Annotated in this window: 18 protein-coding genes and 1 tRNA gene; 13 read left to right on the forward strand and 6 right to left on the reverse strand. The window is 66.4% G+C overall.

Annotation, left to right across the window (positions count from 1 at the left end):
* Positions 1–24: 24 nt before the first annotated feature.
* The 9 genes from pheS to rpoS all read left to right on the forward strand — a co-directional run bounded on the left by pheS (position 25) and on the right by rpoS (position 7688).
* Positions 25–1056, forward strand: a complete 1032-nt coding sequence (pheS, locus tag GPA22_RS15865) for a phenylalanine--tRNA ligase subunit alpha (protein ID WP_169257033.1) — start codon at positions 25–27, stop codon at positions 1054–1056.
* A gap of 7 nt (positions 1057–1063) precedes the next feature.
* Positions 1064–3442 carry a phenylalanine--tRNA ligase subunit beta gene (gene pheT / locus GPA22_RS15870; protein WP_169257034.1) on the forward strand — a complete coding sequence of 793 codons (2379 nt, stop codon included), beginning with the start codon at positions 1064–1066 and terminating at the stop codon, positions 3440–3442.
* Between the two features lie 7 nt (positions 3443–3449).
* On the forward strand, positions 3450–3761 hold the full coding sequence (locus GPA22_RS15875) for an integration host factor subunit alpha (protein WP_018988922.1): 312 nt from the start codon (positions 3450–3452) through the stop codon (positions 3759–3761).
* Positions 3742–4122 carry a MerR family transcriptional regulator gene (locus tag GPA22_RS15880; RefSeq protein ID WP_169257035.1) on the forward strand — a complete coding sequence of 127 codons (381 nt, stop codon included), beginning with the start codon at positions 3742–3744 and terminating at the stop codon, positions 4120–4122. Before GPA22_RS15875 ends, GPA22_RS15880 begins: the two co-directional genes overlap by 20 nt.
* Before the next feature lie 48 nt (positions 4123–4170).
* A tRNA-Pro gene (locus tag GPA22_RS15885) sits at positions 4171–4247 on the forward strand.
* Positions 4248–4413: 166 nt separating this feature from the next.
* Complete coding sequence (gene surE, locus GPA22_RS15890) at positions 4414–5157, forward strand: 5'/3'-nucleotidase SurE (RefSeq protein ID WP_169257036.1); 744 nt, start codon at positions 4414–4416, stop codon at positions 5155–5157.
* Positions 5154–5810 (forward strand): protein-L-isoaspartate(D-aspartate) O-methyltransferase, encoded by a 657-nt coding sequence (locus GPA22_RS15895; RefSeq protein ID WP_169257037.1) that lies wholly within the window; start codon positions 5154–5156, stop codon positions 5808–5810. Before surE ends, GPA22_RS15895 begins: the two co-directional genes overlap by 4 nt.
* Positions 5807–6742 carry a peptidoglycan DD-metalloendopeptidase family protein gene (locus GPA22_RS15900; protein WP_169257038.1) on the forward strand — a complete coding sequence of 312 codons (936 nt, stop codon included), beginning with the start codon at positions 5807–5809 and terminating at the stop codon, positions 6740–6742. The genes GPA22_RS15895 and GPA22_RS15900 overlap by 4 nt, the downstream gene beginning before the upstream one ends.
* A gap of 10 nt (positions 6743–6752) precedes the next feature.
* Positions 6753–7688, forward strand: a complete 936-nt coding sequence (gene rpoS / locus GPA22_RS15905) for an RNA polymerase sigma factor RpoS (protein ID WP_169257039.1) — start codon at positions 6753–6755, stop codon at positions 7686–7688.
* Between the two features lie 27 nt (positions 7689–7715).
* Here rpoS and mltB read toward each other — a convergent pair whose 3' ends face one another.
* The 4 genes from mltB to GPA22_RS15925 are packed head-to-tail and all read right to left on the reverse strand — an operon-like array spanning position 7716 to position 12640.
* A complete protein-coding gene (gene mltB / locus GPA22_RS15910; RefSeq protein WP_169257040.1) occupies positions 7716–8729 on the reverse strand; it encodes a lytic murein transglycosylase B in 1014 nt (337 codons plus the stop codon).
* Positions 8726–10675, reverse strand: a complete 1950-nt coding sequence (locus GPA22_RS15915) for a transglutaminase TgpA family protein (protein WP_169257041.1) — start codon at positions 10673–10675, stop codon at positions 8726–8728. Before GPA22_RS15915 ends, mltB begins: the two co-directional genes overlap by 4 nt.
* Positions 10668–11723: a DUF58 domain-containing protein gene (locus tag GPA22_RS15920; RefSeq protein ID WP_169257042.1), complete on the reverse strand. Its 1056-nt coding sequence runs from the start codon at positions 11721–11723 to the stop codon at positions 10668–10670. The genes GPA22_RS15915 and GPA22_RS15920 overlap by 8 nt, the downstream gene beginning before the upstream one ends.
* Positions 11723–12640: an AAA family ATPase gene (locus GPA22_RS15925; RefSeq protein ID WP_169257043.1), complete on the reverse strand. Its 918-nt coding sequence runs from the start codon at positions 12638–12640 to the stop codon at positions 11723–11725. Before GPA22_RS15925 ends, GPA22_RS15920 begins: the two co-directional genes overlap by 1 nt.
* Positions 12641–12776: 136 nt before the next feature.
* Between GPA22_RS15925 and GPA22_RS15930 the strand changes: the two genes are divergently transcribed.
* The 3 genes from GPA22_RS15930 to bamC all read left to right on the forward strand — a co-directional run bounded on the left by GPA22_RS15930 (position 12777) and on the right by bamC (position 15879).
* Positions 12777–13703: a histone deacetylase family protein gene (locus tag GPA22_RS15930; protein WP_169257044.1), complete on the forward strand. Its 927-nt coding sequence runs from the start codon at positions 12777–12779 to the stop codon at positions 13701–13703.
* Between the two features lie 132 nt (positions 13704–13835).
* Complete coding sequence (dapA, locus tag GPA22_RS15935; RefSeq protein WP_169257045.1) at positions 13836–14714, forward strand: 4-hydroxy-tetrahydrodipicolinate synthase; 879 nt, start codon at positions 13836–13838, stop codon at positions 14712–14714.
* A gap of 25 nt (positions 14715–14739) precedes the next feature.
* Positions 14740–15879 (forward strand): outer membrane protein assembly factor BamC, encoded by a 1140-nt coding sequence (gene bamC / locus GPA22_RS15940; RefSeq protein ID WP_169257046.1) that lies wholly within the window; start codon positions 14740–14742, stop codon positions 15877–15879.
* 153 nt (positions 15880–16032) lie between these two features.
* Here bamC and GPA22_RS15945 read toward each other — a convergent pair whose 3' ends face one another.
* Together GPA22_RS15945 and GPA22_RS15950 are read right to left on the reverse strand one after the other, a co-directional pair.
* Entirely contained in the window at positions 16033–16287 is a 255-nt protein-coding gene (locus GPA22_RS15945; RefSeq protein WP_169257047.1) for a hypothetical protein, read from the reverse strand.
* A gap of 155 nt (positions 16288–16442) precedes the next feature.
* Positions 16443–16931, reverse strand: a complete 489-nt coding sequence (locus GPA22_RS15950; protein ID WP_169257048.1) for a DUF7931 domain-containing protein — start codon at positions 16929–16931, stop codon at positions 16443–16445.
* Positions 16932–17061: 130 nt separating this feature from the next.
* On the opposite strand from GPA22_RS15950, the gene rlmD reads away from it, so the two are divergent.
* Positions 17062–18363 (forward strand): 23S rRNA (uracil(1939)-C(5))-methyltransferase RlmD, encoded by a 1302-nt coding sequence (gene rlmD, locus GPA22_RS15955; RefSeq protein ID WP_169257049.1) that lies wholly within the window; start codon positions 17062–17064, stop codon positions 18361–18363.
* The last annotated feature ends 1 nt before the right edge of the window (position 18364 follow it).

The raw sequence follows: 18364 nt of genomic DNA on the forward strand, positions 1-18364 counted from the left end.
TCCTGAATTTTCGACGGCAAGCAAATGGATAAGCTCGATCAACTCGTTCAACAGGCCACGGCCGAGTTCGCCGCGGCCGCGGACGGCGTGCAGCTCGAACAGGCCAAGGCGCGCTTTCTCGGCAAGACGGGCGTACTTACCGAGCAGCTCAAGGGCCTCGGCAAGCTCGCGCCGGAGGAGCGCCGCGCGGCCGGCGCCGAGATCAACCGCGCCAAGGATGCGATCGAGGCAGCGCTCGAAGCCCGCCGCAATGCCTTGCGCGAAGCCGTCCTGCTCGCCCAGCTTGCTGCCGAAGCGCTCGACGTCACGCTGCCAGGACGCGGCGCGGCTGTCGGAGGGCTGCATCCGGTGAGCCGTACGCTGGAGCGCATCGAGGGCCTGTTCCGCTCGATCGGCTTCGTCGTCGCCGACGGTCCGGAGATCGAGACCGATTGGTACAACTTCACCGCGCTCAATACGCCGGAGAATCACCCCGCGCGCTCGATGCACGACACCTTCTACCTCGAAGGCAACGACGAGGTGCTGCTGCGTACGCACACCAGTCCCGTGCAGACTCGCGCAATGCTCGCTCACGCGGAGCGCCACGCCGGACGCGAGCACATGCCCGAGCTGCGCATCATCGCGCCGGGCCGTGTCTATCGGGTCGACTCGGACGCCACGCACTCGCCGATGTTCCATCAGGTCGAAGGCCTGTGGGTCGGCGAAAACGTGAGCTTCGCGGACCTCAAGGGCGTCATCGCCGACTTCCTGCGCAAGTTCTTCGAGACCGAGGACCTGCAGGTGCGTTTCCGCCCGTCCTTTTTCCCGTTCACCGAGCCGAGCGCCGAGATCGACGTTGCCTTCATGAGCGGCGCACTCAAGGGTCGCTGGCTCGAGATCGCCGGCTGCGGCATGGTGCATCCGAACGTGCTGCGCTTCGGCGGCATCGACCCGGAGCGCTACACCGGCTTTGCCTTCGGCATGGGGCCCGACCGCCTCACGATGCTGCGCTACGGCGTCAATGATCTGCGCCTGTTCTTCGAAGGCGATCTGCGCTTCTTGAGCCAATTCAGGTAATCGAATCATGCAATTCTCGGAACAGTGGCTGCGGAGCCTCGTCAATCCTCCGCTCGACAGCGAGGCGCTCGGACATCTGCTGACGATGGCCGGCCTCGAGGTCGAAGAATCCGCGCCGGTCGCGCCGCCTTTCAGCGGCGTGGTCGTCGCGCAGATCGTCGACGCGGAAAAGCACCCGAACGCCGACAAGCTGAAGCTGTGCAAGGTCGACGCGGGGCAGGGCGAGTTGCTGCAGATCGTCTGCGGCGCGCCGAATGCCGCGGTCGGCATGAAGGTGCCCTGCGCCGTCGTCGGCGCGAAACTGCCCGGCTTCGAAATCAAGGCGGCCAAGCTGCGCGGTGTCGAGTCGTTCGGCATGCTGTGCTCGTCCCGCGAGCTGGGGCTGTCGGAGGACCATGGCGGTCTGCTCGAACTTCCGTCCGACGCGCCGATCGGCACGAGTGTGCGCGACTATCTCGCGCTCGACGACACGCTCTTCACGATCAAGCTGACGCCCAACCGTGCGGATTGCCTGAGCCTCGTCGGCGTCGCTCGCGAGGTCGCGGCGCTGACCGCCCAGCCGCTCGCCGTGCCCGATGTCGTGGCTGTCGCGCCGACGATCGACGACCGTCGCGCGATCGTGCTCGACGCGCCGGCGGCGTGCCCGCGCTACATCGGCCGCATCCTGCGCGGCGTCGACGCGAAGGCGCCGCCGCCCGACTGGATGAAGCAGCGCCTGCAGCGCTGCGGCGTGCGTTCGATCAGTGCGCTGGTCGACGTCACCAACTATGTCATGCTCGAGCTCGGCCAGCCCTTGCACGCGTTCGACAACGCGCGCCTGTCCGGTGCGATCCACGTGCGCTTTCCGTCCGAGGGCGAGCAGGTGCTGCTGCTCAACGAGCAGACCGTCACCCCGTCGGCCGACACCCTGCTGATTGCCGACGAGGCGCGTGCGCTGGCACTGGCCGGGATCATGGGCGGGGAAGAGAGCGGCATCACGCTCGACACCACCGACGTGTTCCTCGAAAGCGCCTTCTTCGCGCCCGATGCGATCGCCGGGCGCGCGCGCAGCTACGGCTTCGTGTCCGACGCCTCGCACCGCTTCGAGCGTGGCGTGGATTTCGAGCTCGCCAGCCGCGCGATCGAGCGTGCGACGCAGCTGATCCTCGAAATCTGTGGCGGCGCTGCCGGGCCGGTGGTCGAGGCCGTGTCGAACGAGCACCTGCCGGCACGCAAGGCGGTGCGCCTGCGCCCGGCGCGTGCACGCCGCCTGCTCGGCATTGGCCTCGACGATAGCGCGATCACAAAACTGCTCGCTGGCGTGCATCTCGACGTGCGTCAGGACGGCGAAAACCTGCTCGTCGTGCCGCCGTCCTTCCGCTTCGATATCGAGATCGAGGAGGACCTGATCGAGGAAATCGCGCGCCTCTACGGCTACGACAACATCCCGGCCCTGCCGCCGCAGGGGAGCCTCGCGATGCTCGATCGTTCGGAATCCGGCCGCAATGCCTGGGACGTGCGTCACCTGCTGGCGGGTCGGGATTATCAGGAAGTGGTCAACTACGCCTTCGTCGAAGAGGCGTGGGAGCGCGATTTCTGCGCCAACGAGACGCCGATCCGGCTTGCGAACCCGATCGCCAGCCAGATGAGCGTGATGCGCAGCAGCCTGATCCCGGGCCTCGCGGGCAACCTCGTCGCCAATCGCAAGCGCCAGCAGGCACGCGTGCGTGTCTTCGAGATCGGCCGCTGCTTCGAGCGCAAGGCCGACGGCGAACCCGTCACCGGTTTCCATCAGCCGATGCGCGTTGCCGGGCTCGCGGGCGGGCCCGCGCTGCCCGAGCAGTGGGGCGCGCCGACGCGCAATATCGATTTCTACGACGTCAAGGCGGACGTCGAGGCGCTGTTTCCGCCGCGCGTCCTGAAATTCGAACCCGTATCCGATCCCGCGTTGCACCCGGGGCGTGCGGCCGCCGTGCTGCTCGATGGGCGGCGCATCGGCGTCGTCGGCGAACTGCATCCGGTCTGGGTGCAGCGTTACGACCTGGGGACGGCTCCGGTCGTGTTCGAGCTCGAGATGGATGCGGTGCTGCAGGCCCAGCTCCCGGCCTACGAGGAAATCTCGCGCCAGCCCGCGGTCACCCGCGACCTCGCGCTCGTGGTCGAGCAGGCGCTGCCGGTGGCGCGCGTGATCGAGGTGCTCGGCGAGTCGGCGCCCGACATCGTGAAGGGGGTTGAGCTCTTCGATGTGTATCATGGCAAGGGCATCGAGCCGGGCAAAAAGAGCCTTGCGTTCAGGGTGTTAATGCAAGATACTCAACGCACGCTTGAGGACGCGGAGGTGGATGCCGCTGTCACGGCGATTGTGCAGCATGCCGAAACGGTGCTCGGCGCCCGCTTGCGTGGATAGTCCCGGAATGAATGTGACCCTGACCAAAGCAGAGCTGGCCGATCTGCTGTTCGAGCGTGTCGGCCTCAACAAGCGTGAAGCCAAGGACATGGTGGAAGGCTTTTTCGAGGAGATCCGGCTCGCGCTGGAGAAAGGCGAGTCCGTGAAGCTTTCCGGGTTCGGCAATTTTCAGTTGCGCGACAAGCCCCAGCGGCCGGGGCGCAACCCGAAGACGGGCGAGGAGATTCCGATCACCGCGCGCCGTGTCGTCACCTTTCATGCCAGTCAGAAGCTTAAGGCAGCCGTGGAGCAGCTGAGCGATGCAGGCAAGCAGCCATAACGAGGCTTCCGGGCCTCTGCCGCCGATTCCGGCAAAGCGCTACTTCACGATCGGCGAAGTCAGTGAACTGTGTGCAGTGAAGCCCCATGTACTGCGTTACTGGGAGCAGGAATTCACCCAGCTGAAGCCGGTCAAGCGACGCGGCAACCGACGCTACTACCAGCACCACGAGGTGCTGCTGGTGCGCCGTATCCGCGAGCTGCTGTATGACGAGGGCTTCACGATTTCCGGTGCGCGCAACAAGCTTGGCGAGTCGGCGATCCACGAGCAGGAGGTCGTCGAGGAATCGGAACGCCTGCGTCAGGCGCTGGCAGCCGTGCGCGAGGAAATCGTCGCGACGTTGGCATTGCTGAAAGCGTGATTCAGCGCTGGCAAATATCCCGTACCCTGCTATAATGTTGGCTTGTGTCGGGGCGTAGCGCAGCCTGGTAGCGCACTTGCATGGGGTGCAAGGGGTCGCGAGTTCGAATCCCGCCGCCCCGACCAATAAATTCAGACAAGAACCGGCCGCTGGCCGGTTTTTGTTTTTCAGCACTCCGTCGGGCTGTGCCGAGTGTCCGGGCGAAGTGCGTCGGTGTGCTAAGATGCTGGGCCGCCTCAGCGATACATCCGGCTCCGCATAGTGGTCTGTACCCCTCCGAACGGAAGAAACATGCGCATTCTGGTCAGTAACGACGACGGTTATTTTGCTCCCGGCATTGCCGCGCTGGCCGCGGCCCTTTCGGAGGTGGGCGATGTCACCGTCGTCGCGCCGGAGCGCGATCGCAGCGGCGCCAGCAATTCACTGACCCTCGATCGTCCCCTGTCGCTGCGTCGTGCGGCCAATGGTTTTCACTTCGTCAATGGCACGCCGACCGACTGCGTACACCTGGCGGTGACGGGCATGCTGGACCATCTGCCGGACATGGTGGTATCGGGGATCAACCATGGCGCCAACATGGGCGACGACACGGTGTATTCCGGTACCGTCGCGGCCGCCACGGAAGGCTATCTCCTGGGAGTGCCATCGATTGCGATCTCGCTCGTCAGCAAGCAGGCGAGCGATTTTTCCACCGCGGCTCGCGTCGCGCGCGATCTGGCCGTGCGCTTCATGCGCGAGCCGTTCCGTCAGCCGGTGCTGCTGAACGTGAATGTGCCCGATCGTCCCTACGGGGAACTGCGCGGGCAGACGATCACGCGGCTGGGCAAGCGCCACAAGGCCGAAGCGGTCGTCCGCAGCGTGACGCCGCGCAATGAGACCGTGTATTGGGTCGGGGCTGCCGGCCAGGCCGCGGATGCCGGCGAAGGGACGGACTTTCATGCAGTTGCCGAAGGTTTCGTCTCGATCACGCCCCTGCAGATCGATCTGACGCACTACAACCTGATGCCGGGTGTCTCCGAGTGGCTGGCGCGATGAGCTTGCGCAGGGCCGACGCCGGGCAGGCGGCCACGCGTGCGCGTGCGCGCATGGTGGAACGTTTGCGCGGGCAGGGGATCAGAGACGAGCGTGTCCTCGCGGCGATGATGCAGGTGCCGCGCCATGCCTTCGTCGAAGAAGGCCTGGCGTACAGCGCATACGACGACACCGCCTTGCCGATCGGCTATCAGCAGACGATCTCGCAGCCCTTCGTGGTCGCGAAGATGATCGAGACCTTGCGCGCAGGCCGCGAACTCGGCCGCACGCTGGAGGTCGGAGCAGGCTGTGGCTATCAGGCGGCGGTGCTGTCTTTCGTTGCGTCGGAAGTGTATGCGGTCGAGAGGATCCGATCGCTGCTGGATGTCGCGCGTGAGAACCTCAGGCCGCTGCGCCTGCCGAACGTTCGGCTGAAATGTGCGGATGGCACAATGGGTTTGCCCGAGGCCGCTCCGTATGACACGATTATTGTCGCGGCTGCCGCTGCGAGTGTGCCGGTGTCCCTCAAGGAGCAGCTTGCTCCGGGCGGACGACTGATGCTCCCGCTGGGCGGCGCGGATCAGCGGCTCGTGATGATCGAGCGGCAGGGCAATGTTTTTCGGGAGAGTCGCCTCGAAGCAGTGCGATTCGTCCCATTGTTAACTGGTACGGAATGAGTGATTCAGTGAAGCTTGGTCATGTGTGCCGCTGGCTGGCGCTGTGTGGCGTCGTCGCGGTGCTGTCCGGATGCGCCGCCACGCCGCGGCCAGCACCTGTTCGTGACAGTACTCCGCCTCCTCCGGCTGCGGAATCGGCGGCAACGGCGTCCGCATCGAAGGCCGAGGCGCCTTCCCACACGGTTCGTCCCGGAGACACCCTGTTGGGCATAGCGCGACAGTACGGGGTGACGACAAAGGATCTGGTCACATGGAACGGCCTCACGGATCCGAACCAGATCCATGTCGGCCAGACGCTCAGGGTTGGTCCCGGATCGACTCCCGCCGCGACGAATGGTACGGTAGTGCAACCGATCGCGACGACTCAGCCGGTGGACATCCAGCCGGTCAAGCCTTCGGGTGACGCGGCAACGGCGGGAGGTCTCAAGCAGGAGCCGCGCGGCGGCAAGCAGCCGTACAGTGACGAGGCGTGGGCGTTGCTGAGTCCGCGCGGCGCCACGGCGCCGGGGTCTGCGGCTGCGGTGCCCGCACCTGCAACGGCACCGGAGCCGGACAAGGCGCCCGGCAATACCGCGTGGTTGTGGCCGGCTTCCGGCCAGGTGATCGGCACGTTCGACGAAGGTACGAACAAGGGTGTCGATATTGCCGGCAAGCTCGGGGATCCGGTCATCGCCTCGGCAGGCGGGAAGGTCGTGTATTCCGGCAGTGGCTTGCGTGGCTACGGAAAACTGGTCATTATCAAGCACGACGCGAATTACCTGACAGCCTATGCGCATAACCAGCAACTGCTGGTGAAGGAAGGTGATTCGGTCTCGAAGGGCCAGAAAATCGCCGAACTTGGCAGTACCGATGCGGATCGCCCCAAGGTGCATTTCGAGATCCGCAAGCAGGGCCGCCCGGTTGATCCGCTGAAGTATTTGCCTGCACGCTGACGAGGAGGCTATGTACGATCCGGCAAGTCATGACGATGTTGAAAGTCAGGAGCCGGATCTGCCTCTCGAGGTGGAGGTGTTCGTCGAACGTGTGGCGCCGGCTTTCGAGAACGAGTTTCTCAGCGACGTCACTCAGATCTACCTCAACGAAATCGGCGCCAACCCGCTGCTGACCGCCGAAGAGGAAGGCGCACTGGCGCGGCGCGTCAGGGCGGGGGATTTCGCGGCCCGGCAGACGATGATCGAGCGCAATCTGCGGCTGGTCGTCAATATCGCCAAACATTACCTGAATCGCGGCATTCCCTTGCTGGATCTGGTCGAGGAGGGAAACCTCGGCCTGATGCACGCGCTGGAAAAGTTCGATCCGGAGCGCGGGTTCCGCTTCTCGACTTACGCGACCTGGTGGATACGCCAGAACATCGAGCGTGCGATCATGAACCAGTCGCGCACGATCCGGCTGCCGGTTCACGTCGTGAAGGAGCTGAATCAGGTCCTGAGGGCCCAGCGCAGCCTCGAGGCGGCCGGAAACGGCGAGTTCACGCTGGAGCAGATTGCCACGCGGCTGGAGAAATCCGTCGAGGAGGTGCGCGCGATCCTGGCCTTGAGCGAGCACACCGCGTCGCTCGATGCGCCGCTGGAGATCGACCCGACCTTGTCGATCGGGGAGTCGCTCGCGGATGACCAGGCGACCTCACCCGATCTGTCGATCCAGGATGCCGAGGTCGAGCAGCTGATCCGCGAATGGATCGGCATGCTCAACGAGAAGCAGCGGCTCGTCATTCGCCATCGCTACGGACTGGACGAATGCGAGGTGATGACGCTGGAAGAGCTGGCAGCACGCCTGTCGCTCACGCGCGAGCGGGTCCGTCAGATCCAGCTCGAGGCCTTGAGCCAGCTGCGGCGCACCGTCAAGCGCCGCGGAATTTCGCGCGACGAACTCCTCTGATGTATTCCGCCTGCCTGCGGCCGGGACTCACTGGCCGTTGCTGGCGACGCTCGTGTACTGATCGCGCAGCGCGCGGGCCAGTTCGAACACTGCCATCGCGTAGAAGCTGCTCTTGTTGTAGCGCGTGATCGCGTAGAAGTTGCGATAGCCGAGCCAGTATTCGGTTGGTGCGCCCGGGGTCGCAAGGTCGACGAGGGTTGCGGGCGCCGCCGGGGGATTGCTGCTGGCGGCGACGATTCCCGCCGCGGCGATCTGCTCTGGCGTCAGAACGGGTTCGATGCCGGCGTCGACGAGGGCTTGCGCGTTCGTCTCGGGCGACAGCAGGGCGGGAACCGCAACCGGCTCGCCACGTACCCACCCGTGCCGGGCCAGATAGTTCGCCACGCTGCCGATGGCGTCGACGGGTTCGTTGTCGAAATCGATATGACCGTTGCCGTCGAAATCGACGGCATAGTTGCGGATGCTGCTGGGCAGAAACTGGGGGTAGCCGATCGCGCCTGCGTAGGAACCGTAGTAGGAAAGCGGGTCGCGGACCTGTTCGCGGGCGAGGAGGAAGAGCTGTTCGAGCTCGCCGAGGAACAGCGACGCGCGCGGCGGATAATCGAATGCCAGGGTGGCGAGGGCCGAGACAGTCTCGAAATTACCGGTGTTGCGGCCGTAGAAGGTCTCCACGCCGATGATGGCGACGATGATTTCGGGCGGTACGCCATACTGCTCGGCCGCTTTCTGCAGCGCCGCGGCGTAGGTCTGCCAGAAGGCGACGCCGCCGTCGATGCGCTTGCCGTCGAGGAAGCGTGCGCGGTAGCGCTGCCATGAGCGTACGCCGGCGGTGGCGGGCGGGCGGATGAGTTCGATGACGCGGGGTTCGTGGTGGGCCTGTCCGAGTGCGGCAAGCACGTCGTCACGATTGAAGCCATGCTTTTCCTGCATGGCCGTCGCAAAGCTGAGGCCCTCGGGGCGTTCGGCATAGGAGCCGCCGGCGAGGCTCGGCTGGGAAATCAGTCCGAGACAGAGGATCGCGGCGACGAGGGTGCGTTTCATTTAAGGTTCAATCTCCGGATGGATCGGGCGAGTTCGCGCACGCTGTGCGGGTCGGCGTGGTCTGCGCCGTAACGCAGCCTGGCGTAACGCTCGGTGATCGTGCGCAGGGCCTCTGCCTGGCCGGGGAAGGCCGTCGACAGCCGCTGGCCGTACTCGAGCGGGCCTTCCCACGGGTGCCGTGCTGCGCCGTGACGGGCGAGTTTACGGGAAAGTCGTGCCCATGCGGCGTCGAGCGGGTCGTACCGCCGGCGCTGGGCAAACGCCCAGGCGAAGAGCAGCAGCATCAGCGCCGTTGCGGATGCCCCGAGGAGGACGGCCAGGGTGCGCCAGTCCGGCTGGGAGAAGCCGATCCGTTCGAGCAGTTCGCGTTGCCGGTCGGGATTGTATCCAAGAACCCACTGGTTCCACGTATTGGACAAGGCTTCCCAGCGGTGGCGCAGATCCCGCAGCCAGTCCAGGCCGGGGCGCCGGAGCAGCGGGAGGGCGTCCCATTCGGGCAGGGCGGCGCTGAGGCCCGACTCGATCCGGGCGGGGGCCGACAGCGCGGTCGGGTCGACGCGGATCCAACCGCGCCCGGCGAGCCAGACTTCCGCCCAGGCGTGGGCGTCGGACTGGCGCACGACCAGGCTGCGGTCGACCGGGTTGATTTCCCCGCCCTGATAGCCCGTGACCACGCGCGCCGGCACGCCGGCCGCGCGCATCAGGAACACGAAGGCGGAGGCGAAATGCTCGCAGAAGCCCTGCCGCGTGTCGAACAGGAACTCGTCCACCGCGTGGGTGCCGAGCAGGGGCGGGCTGAGCGTGTAGGTCAGGCCGATGCTGCGCAGGCGTTCGAGCGTGCGTACGAGGATGGCGTCGTGATCCGGGGCACCGGCGGCGATCTCCCGCGCGAGTTCGCGGGTGCGTGGGTTGACGTTCGCCGGCAGGCGCCGCGCTTCGGCGAGGGCCGCGGCGGTTTCGGTGAGGCCGATGGCCGTGGCGGGATACGAGCGCAGGTCGAAGCGTGCGCGAACCCGCACGGGCTGCTCGGCCAGCAGCCGGTAGTCGCTGGTGTAGCGCGCATTGGGGAGATTCGCGGCGGGGAAGTCGAGCGCGAGGAGCCACGGCTGATTGTGCGGCTCGAGCGTGAGGCGGTAACTGTAGCCTGTTCCCGACGGTTCGTAACCGGGGGCGGTCGCAGCGACGCTGAGGCCGGGTCGCCAGGTTCGTCCGTCGTAGCGGGTGAGTACCGGACCCCGCCAGTAGCGCTGCGCGGGCGGAGGCGGGACGCCGTCGAACTCGGCCCGGAAGGCGATCGCGTCGGACAGGCCGAGCTGGCTGATCGATCCGGGCGCCATCGAGTCGGATAGCCCGGTCATGCCGCTGTACGCGTCTGCCGGCAGGCCCCACAGTGGCCCCTGGACGCGCGGGAACAGCACGAACAGGACCAGCATGAAGGGCAGTCCCTGGGCGAGGAGCACGGCGCCCGTTCGCAGCTGCGCAGCCGGGCGTGCGCCGTCGTCTTCGAGGCTCAGCAGGGTGGTGGTCGCGAGGAGGGTGCCGGCGAGTGCGAGTGCCGCGATGCCCGGCGTCTGGTTGTCGAAGAAGAGGCCGGCCTGCAGGAAGAAGGTGAGCAGTACCGCAGCACGGACGTCGCGCGTGGTGCGCGATTCGAGCAGCTTCAGGCACAGCAGCACTGCCAGCAGCGCAACGCCCGGATCCTTGCCGAAGAAATGCCCGAATTCGAGCTTCACGCCCACCCCCGATGCGATGGCGATCAGCACGATCACGAGCTGATGCGGAGGCTCTCCGCGCCGCCACGACAGGGCCGCGCGCACGGCAACGAGGCTGGCGCACAGGATCACCAGCCAGGCGGAAAGCTCGATCGCGTGCGGCGCGACCGTCGCAGCCACGGCGGCGAGAAGCCAGCCGAATTGCAGCGGTGTCGGTGTGCGCACTTCACGCATCGGCGGCGTATCCCGTTCCGAAAAGGGCGAGTCGCCGCAGGCAGTTCGCGCAATGGCCGGACCCGCGACCGACGGCGACGCTTGCGTGGGGCAGGGCGAGAGAGAAGGCGAGCCCGTGCTGCTCCGCGATCACGATCCAGGCCGCGAGGCGCGACAGGCGCGCTTCCGTGCCGAGGGTCGCCGGCAGGGCGTCCCAGTCGAGATGAACCTCGCCCCCGTCCAGTCCGCTGAACTGCTTGGTGAGCATCGGCCCGCCGCGGGCGAGGATTTTCCACGCAACATGGCGCGGCGAATCCGCCGCCTGGTGCGGGCGCAGTCCGGCAAAATCGTCGTCACCGCCGCCGCTGCTGCGTTGGCCGAGGGTGCGCGCGGCGGATTCCGGCAGGGGCGGCGGCATGGGCTCGGGCGCGGGGTACACGAGGCAGCGCTGATCGGGAACGAGCACGCTCCAGGCGCGGATCAGTCCCAGCGGATACGTCGTTTCGATGTGCACGCGGCCAAGCTGCATCCAGCCGCGTTGCGTGGTCGGCAGCGCGAGCAGGACGTCGGCGCTGTCCTCGGCGGCGATCGCGAACGGTGCGATGGTGCTGCGTGCCTTGAGGCGCAGGGATGGGCGTCGCGACCGCCGCCGGTTGCTCACGACGAGGCGGAAGCTGGCGCTCTCGCCGGCGAAGGCCGGGTCCGCCCGCCCGGGCGTGATCGAGAGGTGGAGCAGATTGCGGAATGCATGCACGATGCTCGCGACCGCGACGCCGCCGAGCAGGAAAACAAGCGCGTAACCGAGGCTCAGGTTGTAGTTGATCGATGCGATCAGCATGATCAGGAGTGCGCCGGCGAAGGCCAGGCCGGCGGAGGTCGGCATCACGAAGATGCGCCGCTGGCCGAGTACGATCGGTGCAGGTTCTGGCCGTCCGACGCGAAACAGCCAGCGATCGAGGTGGGCGCGCAGGGCAAGGAGGTGCGGCACGAAGGGGGCGAGCCGCCGGGCGACGAGCGGGTGACGCCCGGCGAGGAAGGGGCGACGCGGGGCGTCGGGGCGAGTGTGCATCAGACGACGGTTACGTCGCGGATGAGCTGGCCGAGCGCCTCGGGTGTGACGCTGCGCCCGTCGCCGGCGAAATGCAGGCGATGGGCGGCGACATGCGGGAAGACGGTCTGGACATCCTCGGGGAGGACGTGGTCGCGCCCGTCGGTGAGTGCCCAGGCGCGGGCGGCAGCGATCAGGCCCAGTCCCGCGCGCGGACTGAGTCCGGCCGAGAGCTCCGGGTTGTGCCGGGTGCTGGCGAGGAGGGCCTGGACGTAATCGACCAGGCGCGCGGAGACCGTGATCGAGTGTGCCGCCTGTTGCAGCGCCAGCAGATCTTCCGGCTGGATCACCGGTTGCTGCCGTTCGAGAAGCTCACGGCGATCTTCGCCCATCAGCAGGGCCCGTTCCGCGTTGCGGTCGGGGTATCCGAGGCGGATGCGCAACAGGAAGCGGTCGAGCTGGCTTTCGGGCAGCGGGAAGGTGCCGATCTGGTGCGAGGGATTCTGCGTCGCGATGACGAAGAACGGCTCCGGCAGCGCGTGGGTCTCGCTGTCCGCGGTGACCTGGCGCTCCTCCATCGCTTCGAGCAGCGCACTCTGGGTCTTGGGCGTCGCGCGGTTGATCTCGTCGGCAAGGATGAGCTGGCTGAAGATCGGGCCGGGGTGGAAGCGGAAGCTGCCCGCCTCGCGATCGAAGATCGACACGCCGATGATGTCGGCCGGCAGGAGATCGCTCGTGAACTGGATGCGCTGGAAGTGGAGTCCGACAAGGCGGGCGATGACATGGGCAAGGGTGGTTTTGCCGACGCCGGGGACGTCCTCGATCAGCAGGTGGCCGCGCGCGATGAGGCAGGTCAGGGCGAGCCGCAGCTCGCGCTCCTTGCCGAGGATGATGCAGTTGGCAGCTTCAAGAACGCGAATTGCGTAACGATGGGGCATGGCGCGGACGTACTGTGAAATTCACCGGGAAGCGGTGATAATAGATTAAAGACCACAACAGGCTGCGCCCAAAGTGGCGCGCCGATTTGAAGTCAGGGATGCGGGAAGGTTCAACCGCACGTGAGAGAGGGGGGGTATGACGACGACTGCGTTCATCACGCACCGCGATTGCTGGCTGCACGACATGGGGACTTTCCATCCGGAGTGTCCCGACCGACTTGCGGCCATCAACGACCGCATGATCGCCGCGGGCCTTGATCTGTACCTGTCGTTCTACGATGCGCCGCTGGCCACCGAGGAGCAGATCGTCCGGGTGCATCCGGCCAACTACCTCGCGGAACTGAACGCCAGCGTGCCCGAGCACGGCATCCGGCACCTGGATCCGGATACCGCGATGAGCCCGGGAACGATGAAGGCGGCGCTGCGCTCTGCGGGCGCCGGCGTGTTCGCGACCGACCTCGTGCTCAAGGGCGAGATCGAGAACGCCTTTTGTGCCGTGCGTCCGCCCGGACATCATGCCGAACGCGGCAAGGCGATGGGGTTCTGCTTCCTGAACAACGTGGCCATCGCCGCGCGCCATGCGGTCGAGGCCCACGGGCTGGAACGCGTGGCGATCGTCGATTTCGACGTCCACCACGGCAACGGGACGGAAGACGCGTTCCGCGACGACCCGCGGGTGCTCATGGTGAGTATCTTCCAGCATCCGTTCTATCCGTACAGCGGAGCGGACTGTACGGCGCCCAACATGGTGAACGTGCCGGTGCCGGCCGGGACGCGCGGCGATGCCTTCCGCAGCATCGTCACCGAGCGCTGGATACCGGCACTGCGCGAGCACAAGCCGCAGATGATCTTCATCTCGGCGGGTTTCGACGCGCACTACGAGGACGACATGGGCTCGGTCGGGCTGGTGGAGTCCGACTACGTGTGGGTGACCCAGCAGGTCAAGGCTGTCGCCGAGGAGTGCGGGCACAAGAACATCGTGTCCATACTCGAGGGCGGCTACTCGCTGTCGTCGCTCGCGCGTTCGGTCGTCGCGCACGTCAAGGCGCTTGCCGACCTTTGATGGCGGATTCGGCGCGCGCCCGTACCGGATCGGGCGGGCCGCGCCGACTTGTGCAGGCGGTCTCGCGAGTAAGCCACTGGTTGTCCGGCGTCGATCAGGTAGAATCGGTTCTTTTAATTTTCGGCCGCTTTCATGATTACCGGATCGATTGTCGCCATCGTCACCCCGATGAACGGAGATGGCAGCCTGGACATTCCGCGCCTGCGCGCCTTGATCGACTTCCATATTGCCGAGGGAACCGACGGTATCGTCATCGTCGGGACGACCGGCGAGTCGCCCACGGTGACCGTCGAGGAGCACTGCGAGCTGATCCGCGTCGCGGTCGAACACGCGGCCGGACGCATTCCCGTGATCGCCGGCACCGGCGCGAACTCGACGGCCGAGGCCATCGAGCTCACCCGCTTTGCGCAGAAGGCGGGTGCCGTGGCGCACCTTTCGGTGGTGCCTTACTACAACAAGCCCACGCAGGAAGGCCTGTACCGCCACTACCGCTCGATCGCCGAGGCGGTCGAACTGCCGCTGATCCTCTACAACGTGCCGGGGCGCACGGTGGCGGACCTGTCCAACGACACGACGCTGCGTCTGGCTCAGATCCCCAACATCGTCGGCATCAAGGACGCGACCGGCAGCATCGACCGGGCCTGCGACCTGATCGAGCGCGCGCCGAAGGGCTTCGCGCTGTATACCGGCGACGACATGACCGGCATGGCCTTCCTGCTGCTGGGCGGGCATGGCGCGATCTCGGTGACAGCCAACGTCGCGCCGCGCGCGATGCACGAGATGTGTGCTGCCGCGATTGCGGGCGACGCGATCAGGGCGCGCGAGATCAACGCGCGTCTGGTCGGACTGCATCGCGACCTGTTCTGCGAGGCCAACCCGATTCCGGTGAAGTGGGCGGTCGAGCAGATGGGCCTGGTCCAGTCCGGTATCCGCCTGCCGCTCACGCCGCTGTCCGAAGGCCTGCACGAGCGTGTGCGTGCGGCGATGCGTCGTGCCGGCGTGAACGTCTGATTCTTTCCTGGAATTACCGAAACTCATGAATCGTACCTTGCGTACTGCGGCCTCGCTGTGCGGCGCGGCCATCGTCCTGTCGGGTTGTTCCGGCTCCCTCATCGAATCCAAGAAGATCGACTACAAGAGCGCCAAGCAGCTGCCGACGCTCGAAATTCCGCCGGACCTCACGGCGCCCACGCGCGACGACCGCTACGTGGTGCCGGATGTCTCGCCGAAGGGCGTGGCCACCTACTCGGCCTACGCGAACGATCGCGCCCAGCCCCAGCCCGTCGCAGGCCAGGCGCAGGTGCTGCCCGCCGTGCAGAGCATGCACGTGGAGCGGGCCGGCAGTCAGCGCTGGCTCGTGGTGCAGGGCTCGCCGGCGGTTCTGTGGCCGAAGGTCAAGGACTTCTGGCTCGAGACCGGTTTCGTCCTCAACGTCGAGCGGCCTGAAGTGGGCGTGATGGAGACCGACTGGGCCGAAGATCGCGCGAAGATTCCGCAGGACTTCATCCGTTCGGCGTTGGGCAAGGTGCTGGACGGTGTGTTCTCGACGCCGGTGCGCGACAAGTTCCGCACGCGCCTCGAGGCGGGCAAGGATCCCAACACCGTGGAAATCTACGTCAGCCATCGCGGCATGATGGAGATCTATCCCAACGAGGCCAAGGACACCACCGTCTGGCAGCCGCGGCCGGCCGATCCGGAACTCGAGGCTGAAATGCTGCGTCGCCTGATGGTCAAGCTGGGCGCGGCGGAAGAGCGCGCTGCGGCGATCGTGGCGGCGACTCCGGCGGCCGAGCGTGCCTCCCTCAAGGCGGCGACGGGCAGCAACGTGTCGCTGGTGCTGGACGAGTCCTTCGATCGCGGATGGCGCCGCGTCGGTCTGGCGCTCGACCGGATCGGGTTTACGGTCGAAGACCGCGATCGCTCGAAGGGGATGTACTTCGTCCGCTATGTCGACCCGGATGCGGACGTGCAGACGAAGAAGTCCGAGGGCATCCTCTCCAAGCTCGCGTTCTGGCGCAGCAACGAGCAGGTTGTGCAGAAGGGGGGCGAATACCGTCTGCGCGTGCGGGGCGAGGGTGACAAGTCGGTCGTCAGCGTCATCACTCGCGAGGGCGGTGAGGATTCGTCCGAGACCGCGCGCAAGATCCTGGGTCTGCTGCAGGAACAGCTGCGCTGAAGGAAGTCGGCACGCTGCTTGCGAGCCCATCGCGCTCGCAAGCGGCGGCCTGTATTCAGGCACGGCAGTTCGCAGTGCCTGAATGCATGGACCGCGAAGGCAACAAAAAGCCGGCCCTCGGGCCGGCTTTTTTGCGTCGCTGAATCAGCGAGATTACTTCTGCGCGCCGTCCTTCGGAGCTTCGGCGGGGGCTGCAGCCGGAGCGGCCGGAGCGGCTTCCTGAGCCGGAGCAGCAGCAGCGGGGGCAGCGGCGGCCGGGGCGGCAGCTTCCTGAGCCGGGGCGGCCGGAGCGGCAGCGGGCGCTGCCGGAGCAGCGGCGGGGGCTTCGGCCTTCGGTGCTTCAGCCGGCTTGCCGCAGGCGGCAACGGCGAGGGCGAGCAGGGAAGCAACGAGGAGCGACTGTTTCATGTTCGATGTCCTTTCTTTCGGGGCTAGGTGGGATGACCAGTTACGACCGGCCGGATCAGAATGCATACCCGGCTTGCGAACCTCGAAGAATTCTAGCATGTCATGCTGGCGTGCCAATAGTTTCTTGGTGCAACGCAATAAGGAAAAACCATAGCTCAAATGCCAAGGGGCGTGCCGATGGTGCTGGTGTCGGCGGTCAGCCAGGATGCCTCGAACTGCAGGGCGAGATGGGCATGGGCGCCTGATCCGTCGGTGATGGCCTTTCCCCGCGGAAGGTCCTGGTGGAATCGCGTCACGAGAAGGTTGTCGTCGGCGAGGAGGAAGGGCTGGCTCCACGTCCGGGCGGAGGCGTTGGTGGTGCGGACGCTGGCGCAATGCGCATAGTGGCCGAGCAGGCGGGTGAGGCGCGGACATTCCTTCTCGAGCCAGGCGGCGGAGTGCAGGAGGATGCGCAGCGCGTCGCGGCGGGTGGCCCGGGAGCACAGGCGCTCCAGGTGTGCGATGCCCGCCCGGCTTTCCAGGCCGCATTCGCGCAGATCAGGGTCGAAAAGGATCACCGTCTGCTGCGCATGCTCCAGGGCATCGAAGAGGGCTGCACGATATCCGCCATAGCTGTCGAAGGATTGTTCGTGTGGGGCATCCATGATCCGGACCCGTATGCGTGTTGGGGAAGGCTGGGTTCTGCATCGCTGTCGAACGGTCGAGGCAATTATAGGTCCGGCGCGTAAAGCGTTCTGCGAGTCGGTAGAATTACGTCCTTTGGGCGGAAGTTGCATGCCTGTTGCGGTCATCGAATCACTGGACCATGAAGGGCGCGGATTCACCCGCGTCGAGGGCAAGGCGGTGTTCATCGATGGTGCACTGCCCGGCGAGACGGTCGAATACAAGGTGGTGCGCCAGCGTCCGAGCTACGATCTGGCCGAACTCGAGCGCGTGCTCAAGCCCAGCGGGCAGCGCGTCGTGCCGCGTTGTCCGCATTACGGCGTGTGCGGCGGCTGCTCGATGCAGCATTTCGATTCTGTGGCACAGGCGGCCGTCAAGCAGCGCGTGCTCGAGGACGCGCTGTGGCACATCGCCAAGGTCACGCCGGAAGTCGTGTATCCGGCGATTCACGGGTCCGCCTGGGGGTATCGCTACCGCGCCCGCATCGGCGTGCGCATGGTGCCGTCCAAGGGCGGCGTGCTGATCGGTTTCCACGAGCGGCGCAGCAGCTACATCGCGGACATGCAGAGCTGCGCGGTCCTGCCCGCGCATGTGTCGGCACTGCTGCCGGCTTTGCACGAACTGGTCGCAGCGCTGTCGATCCCCGACCGTTTGCCGCAGATCGAGATCGCCGTGAGCGAGGGGACGACAGTATTGGTGTTCCGCAACCTGCTGCCGTTCACGCCGCAGGACATTGCGCGCCTCGCCGCGTTTGCCGATGCGCATGGCGTGCAGGTGTGGCAGCAGCCGGGCAGCCCGGCGACGGCCAAGCCGCTGCATCCGAAGAAGGCGCCGGGGCTCGCGTACGCCTTGCCCGAATTCGACGTGACGCTGGATTTCCTGCCGACCGATTTCACGCAGGTGAACGTCGACATCAACCGCTTGCTGATCCGCCGTTCCATGCAACTGCTCGATCCGCTCCCGGGCGAGCGCATCGCGGACCTGTTCTGCGGCCTGGGCAACTTCAGCCTGCCGATTGCGCGGTGCGGGGCGCACGTGATCGGTGTCGAGGGTAGCGACGCGCTGGTCGCACGGGCGCTGAAGAATGCACGGCGCAACGGCCTGGCGGAGCGCACGGAGTTCTACGCGGCCAATCTCTTCGAGGCGACCGAGGACAGCCTGGCGGCGCTCGGCCGGCTCGACAAGCTGCTGATCGACCCGCCGCGCGAAGGCGCGATCGCCGTGGTGAAGGCGCTGAGCGCGCAGCAGATGCCGCGGCGCATCGTCTATGTGTCGTGCAATCCCGCGACGCTCGCACGCGATGCGGCGGTGCTGGTGCATGAGAAAGGCTACGTGCTGCGGGGTGCGGGCATCGCCAACATGTTCCCGCAGACCTCGCATGTCGAGTCGGTCGCGCTGTTCGAGCGGGGATGAC

Origin of the sequence: Aromatoleum toluvorans (assembly GCF_012910905.1) — a bacterium.
GTDB classification, from domain to species: domain Bacteria; phylum Pseudomonadota; class Gammaproteobacteria; order Burkholderiales; family Rhodocyclaceae; genus Aromatoleum; species Aromatoleum toluvorans.

Excerpts from the sequence above, each read along its gene's own strand:
- pheS (WP_169257033.1), top strand. The coding sequence starts at position 25 with ATGGATAAGCTCGATCAACTCGTTCAACAGGCCACGGCCGAGTTCGCC.
- pheT (WP_169257034.1), top strand. The coding sequence starts at position 1,064 with ATGCAATTCTCGGAACAGTGGCTGCGGAGCCTCGTCAATCCTCCGCTC.
- GPA22_RS15875 (WP_018988922.1), top strand. The coding sequence starts at position 3,450 with ATGAATGTGACCCTGACCAAAGCAGAGCTGGCCGATCTGCTGTTCGAG.
- GPA22_RS15880 (WP_169257035.1), top strand. The coding sequence starts at position 3,742 with ATGCAGGCAAGCAGCCATAACGAGGCTTCCGGGCCTCTGCCGCCGATT.
- surE (WP_169257036.1), top strand. The coding sequence starts at position 4,414 with ATGCGCATTCTGGTCAGTAACGACGACGGTTATTTTGCTCCCGGCATT.
- GPA22_RS15895 (WP_169257037.1), top strand. The coding sequence starts at position 5,154 with ATGAGCTTGCGCAGGGCCGACGCCGGGCAGGCGGCCACGCGTGCGCGT.
- GPA22_RS15900 (WP_169257038.1), top strand. The coding sequence starts at position 5,807 with ATGAGTGATTCAGTGAAGCTTGGTCATGTGTGCCGCTGGCTGGCGCTG.
- rpoS (WP_169257039.1), top strand. The coding sequence starts at position 6,753 with ATGTACGATCCGGCAAGTCATGACGATGTTGAAAGTCAGGAGCCGGAT.
- mltB (WP_169257040.1), bottom strand. The coding sequence starts at position 8,729 with ATGAAACGCACCCTCGTCGCCGCGATCCTCTGTCTCGGACTGATTTCC.
- GPA22_RS15915 (WP_169257041.1), bottom strand. The coding sequence starts at position 10,675 with ATGCGTGAAGTGCGCACACCGACACCGCTGCAATTCGGCTGGCTTCTC.
- GPA22_RS15920 (WP_169257042.1), bottom strand. The coding sequence starts at position 11,723 with ATGCACACTCGCCCCGACGCCCCGCGTCGCCCCTTCCTCGCCGGGCGT.
- GPA22_RS15925 (WP_169257043.1), bottom strand. The coding sequence starts at position 12,640 with ATGCCCCATCGTTACGCAATTCGCGTTCTTGAAGCTGCCAACTGCATC.
- GPA22_RS15930 (WP_169257044.1), top strand. The coding sequence starts at position 12,777 with ATGACGACGACTGCGTTCATCACGCACCGCGATTGCTGGCTGCACGAC.
- dapA (WP_169257045.1), top strand. The coding sequence starts at position 13,836 with ATGATTACCGGATCGATTGTCGCCATCGTCACCCCGATGAACGGAGAT.
- bamC (WP_169257046.1), top strand. The coding sequence starts at position 14,740 with ATGAATCGTACCTTGCGTACTGCGGCCTCGCTGTGCGGCGCGGCCATC.
- GPA22_RS15945 (WP_169257047.1), bottom strand. The coding sequence starts at position 16,287 with ATGAAACAGTCGCTCCTCGTTGCTTCCCTGCTCGCCCTCGCCGTTGCC.
- GPA22_RS15950 (WP_169257048.1), bottom strand. The coding sequence starts at position 16,931 with ATGGATGCCCCACACGAACAATCCTTCGACAGCTATGGCGGATATCGT.
- rlmD (WP_169257049.1), top strand. The coding sequence starts at position 17,062 with ATGCCTGTTGCGGTCATCGAATCACTGGACCATGAAGGGCGCGGATTC.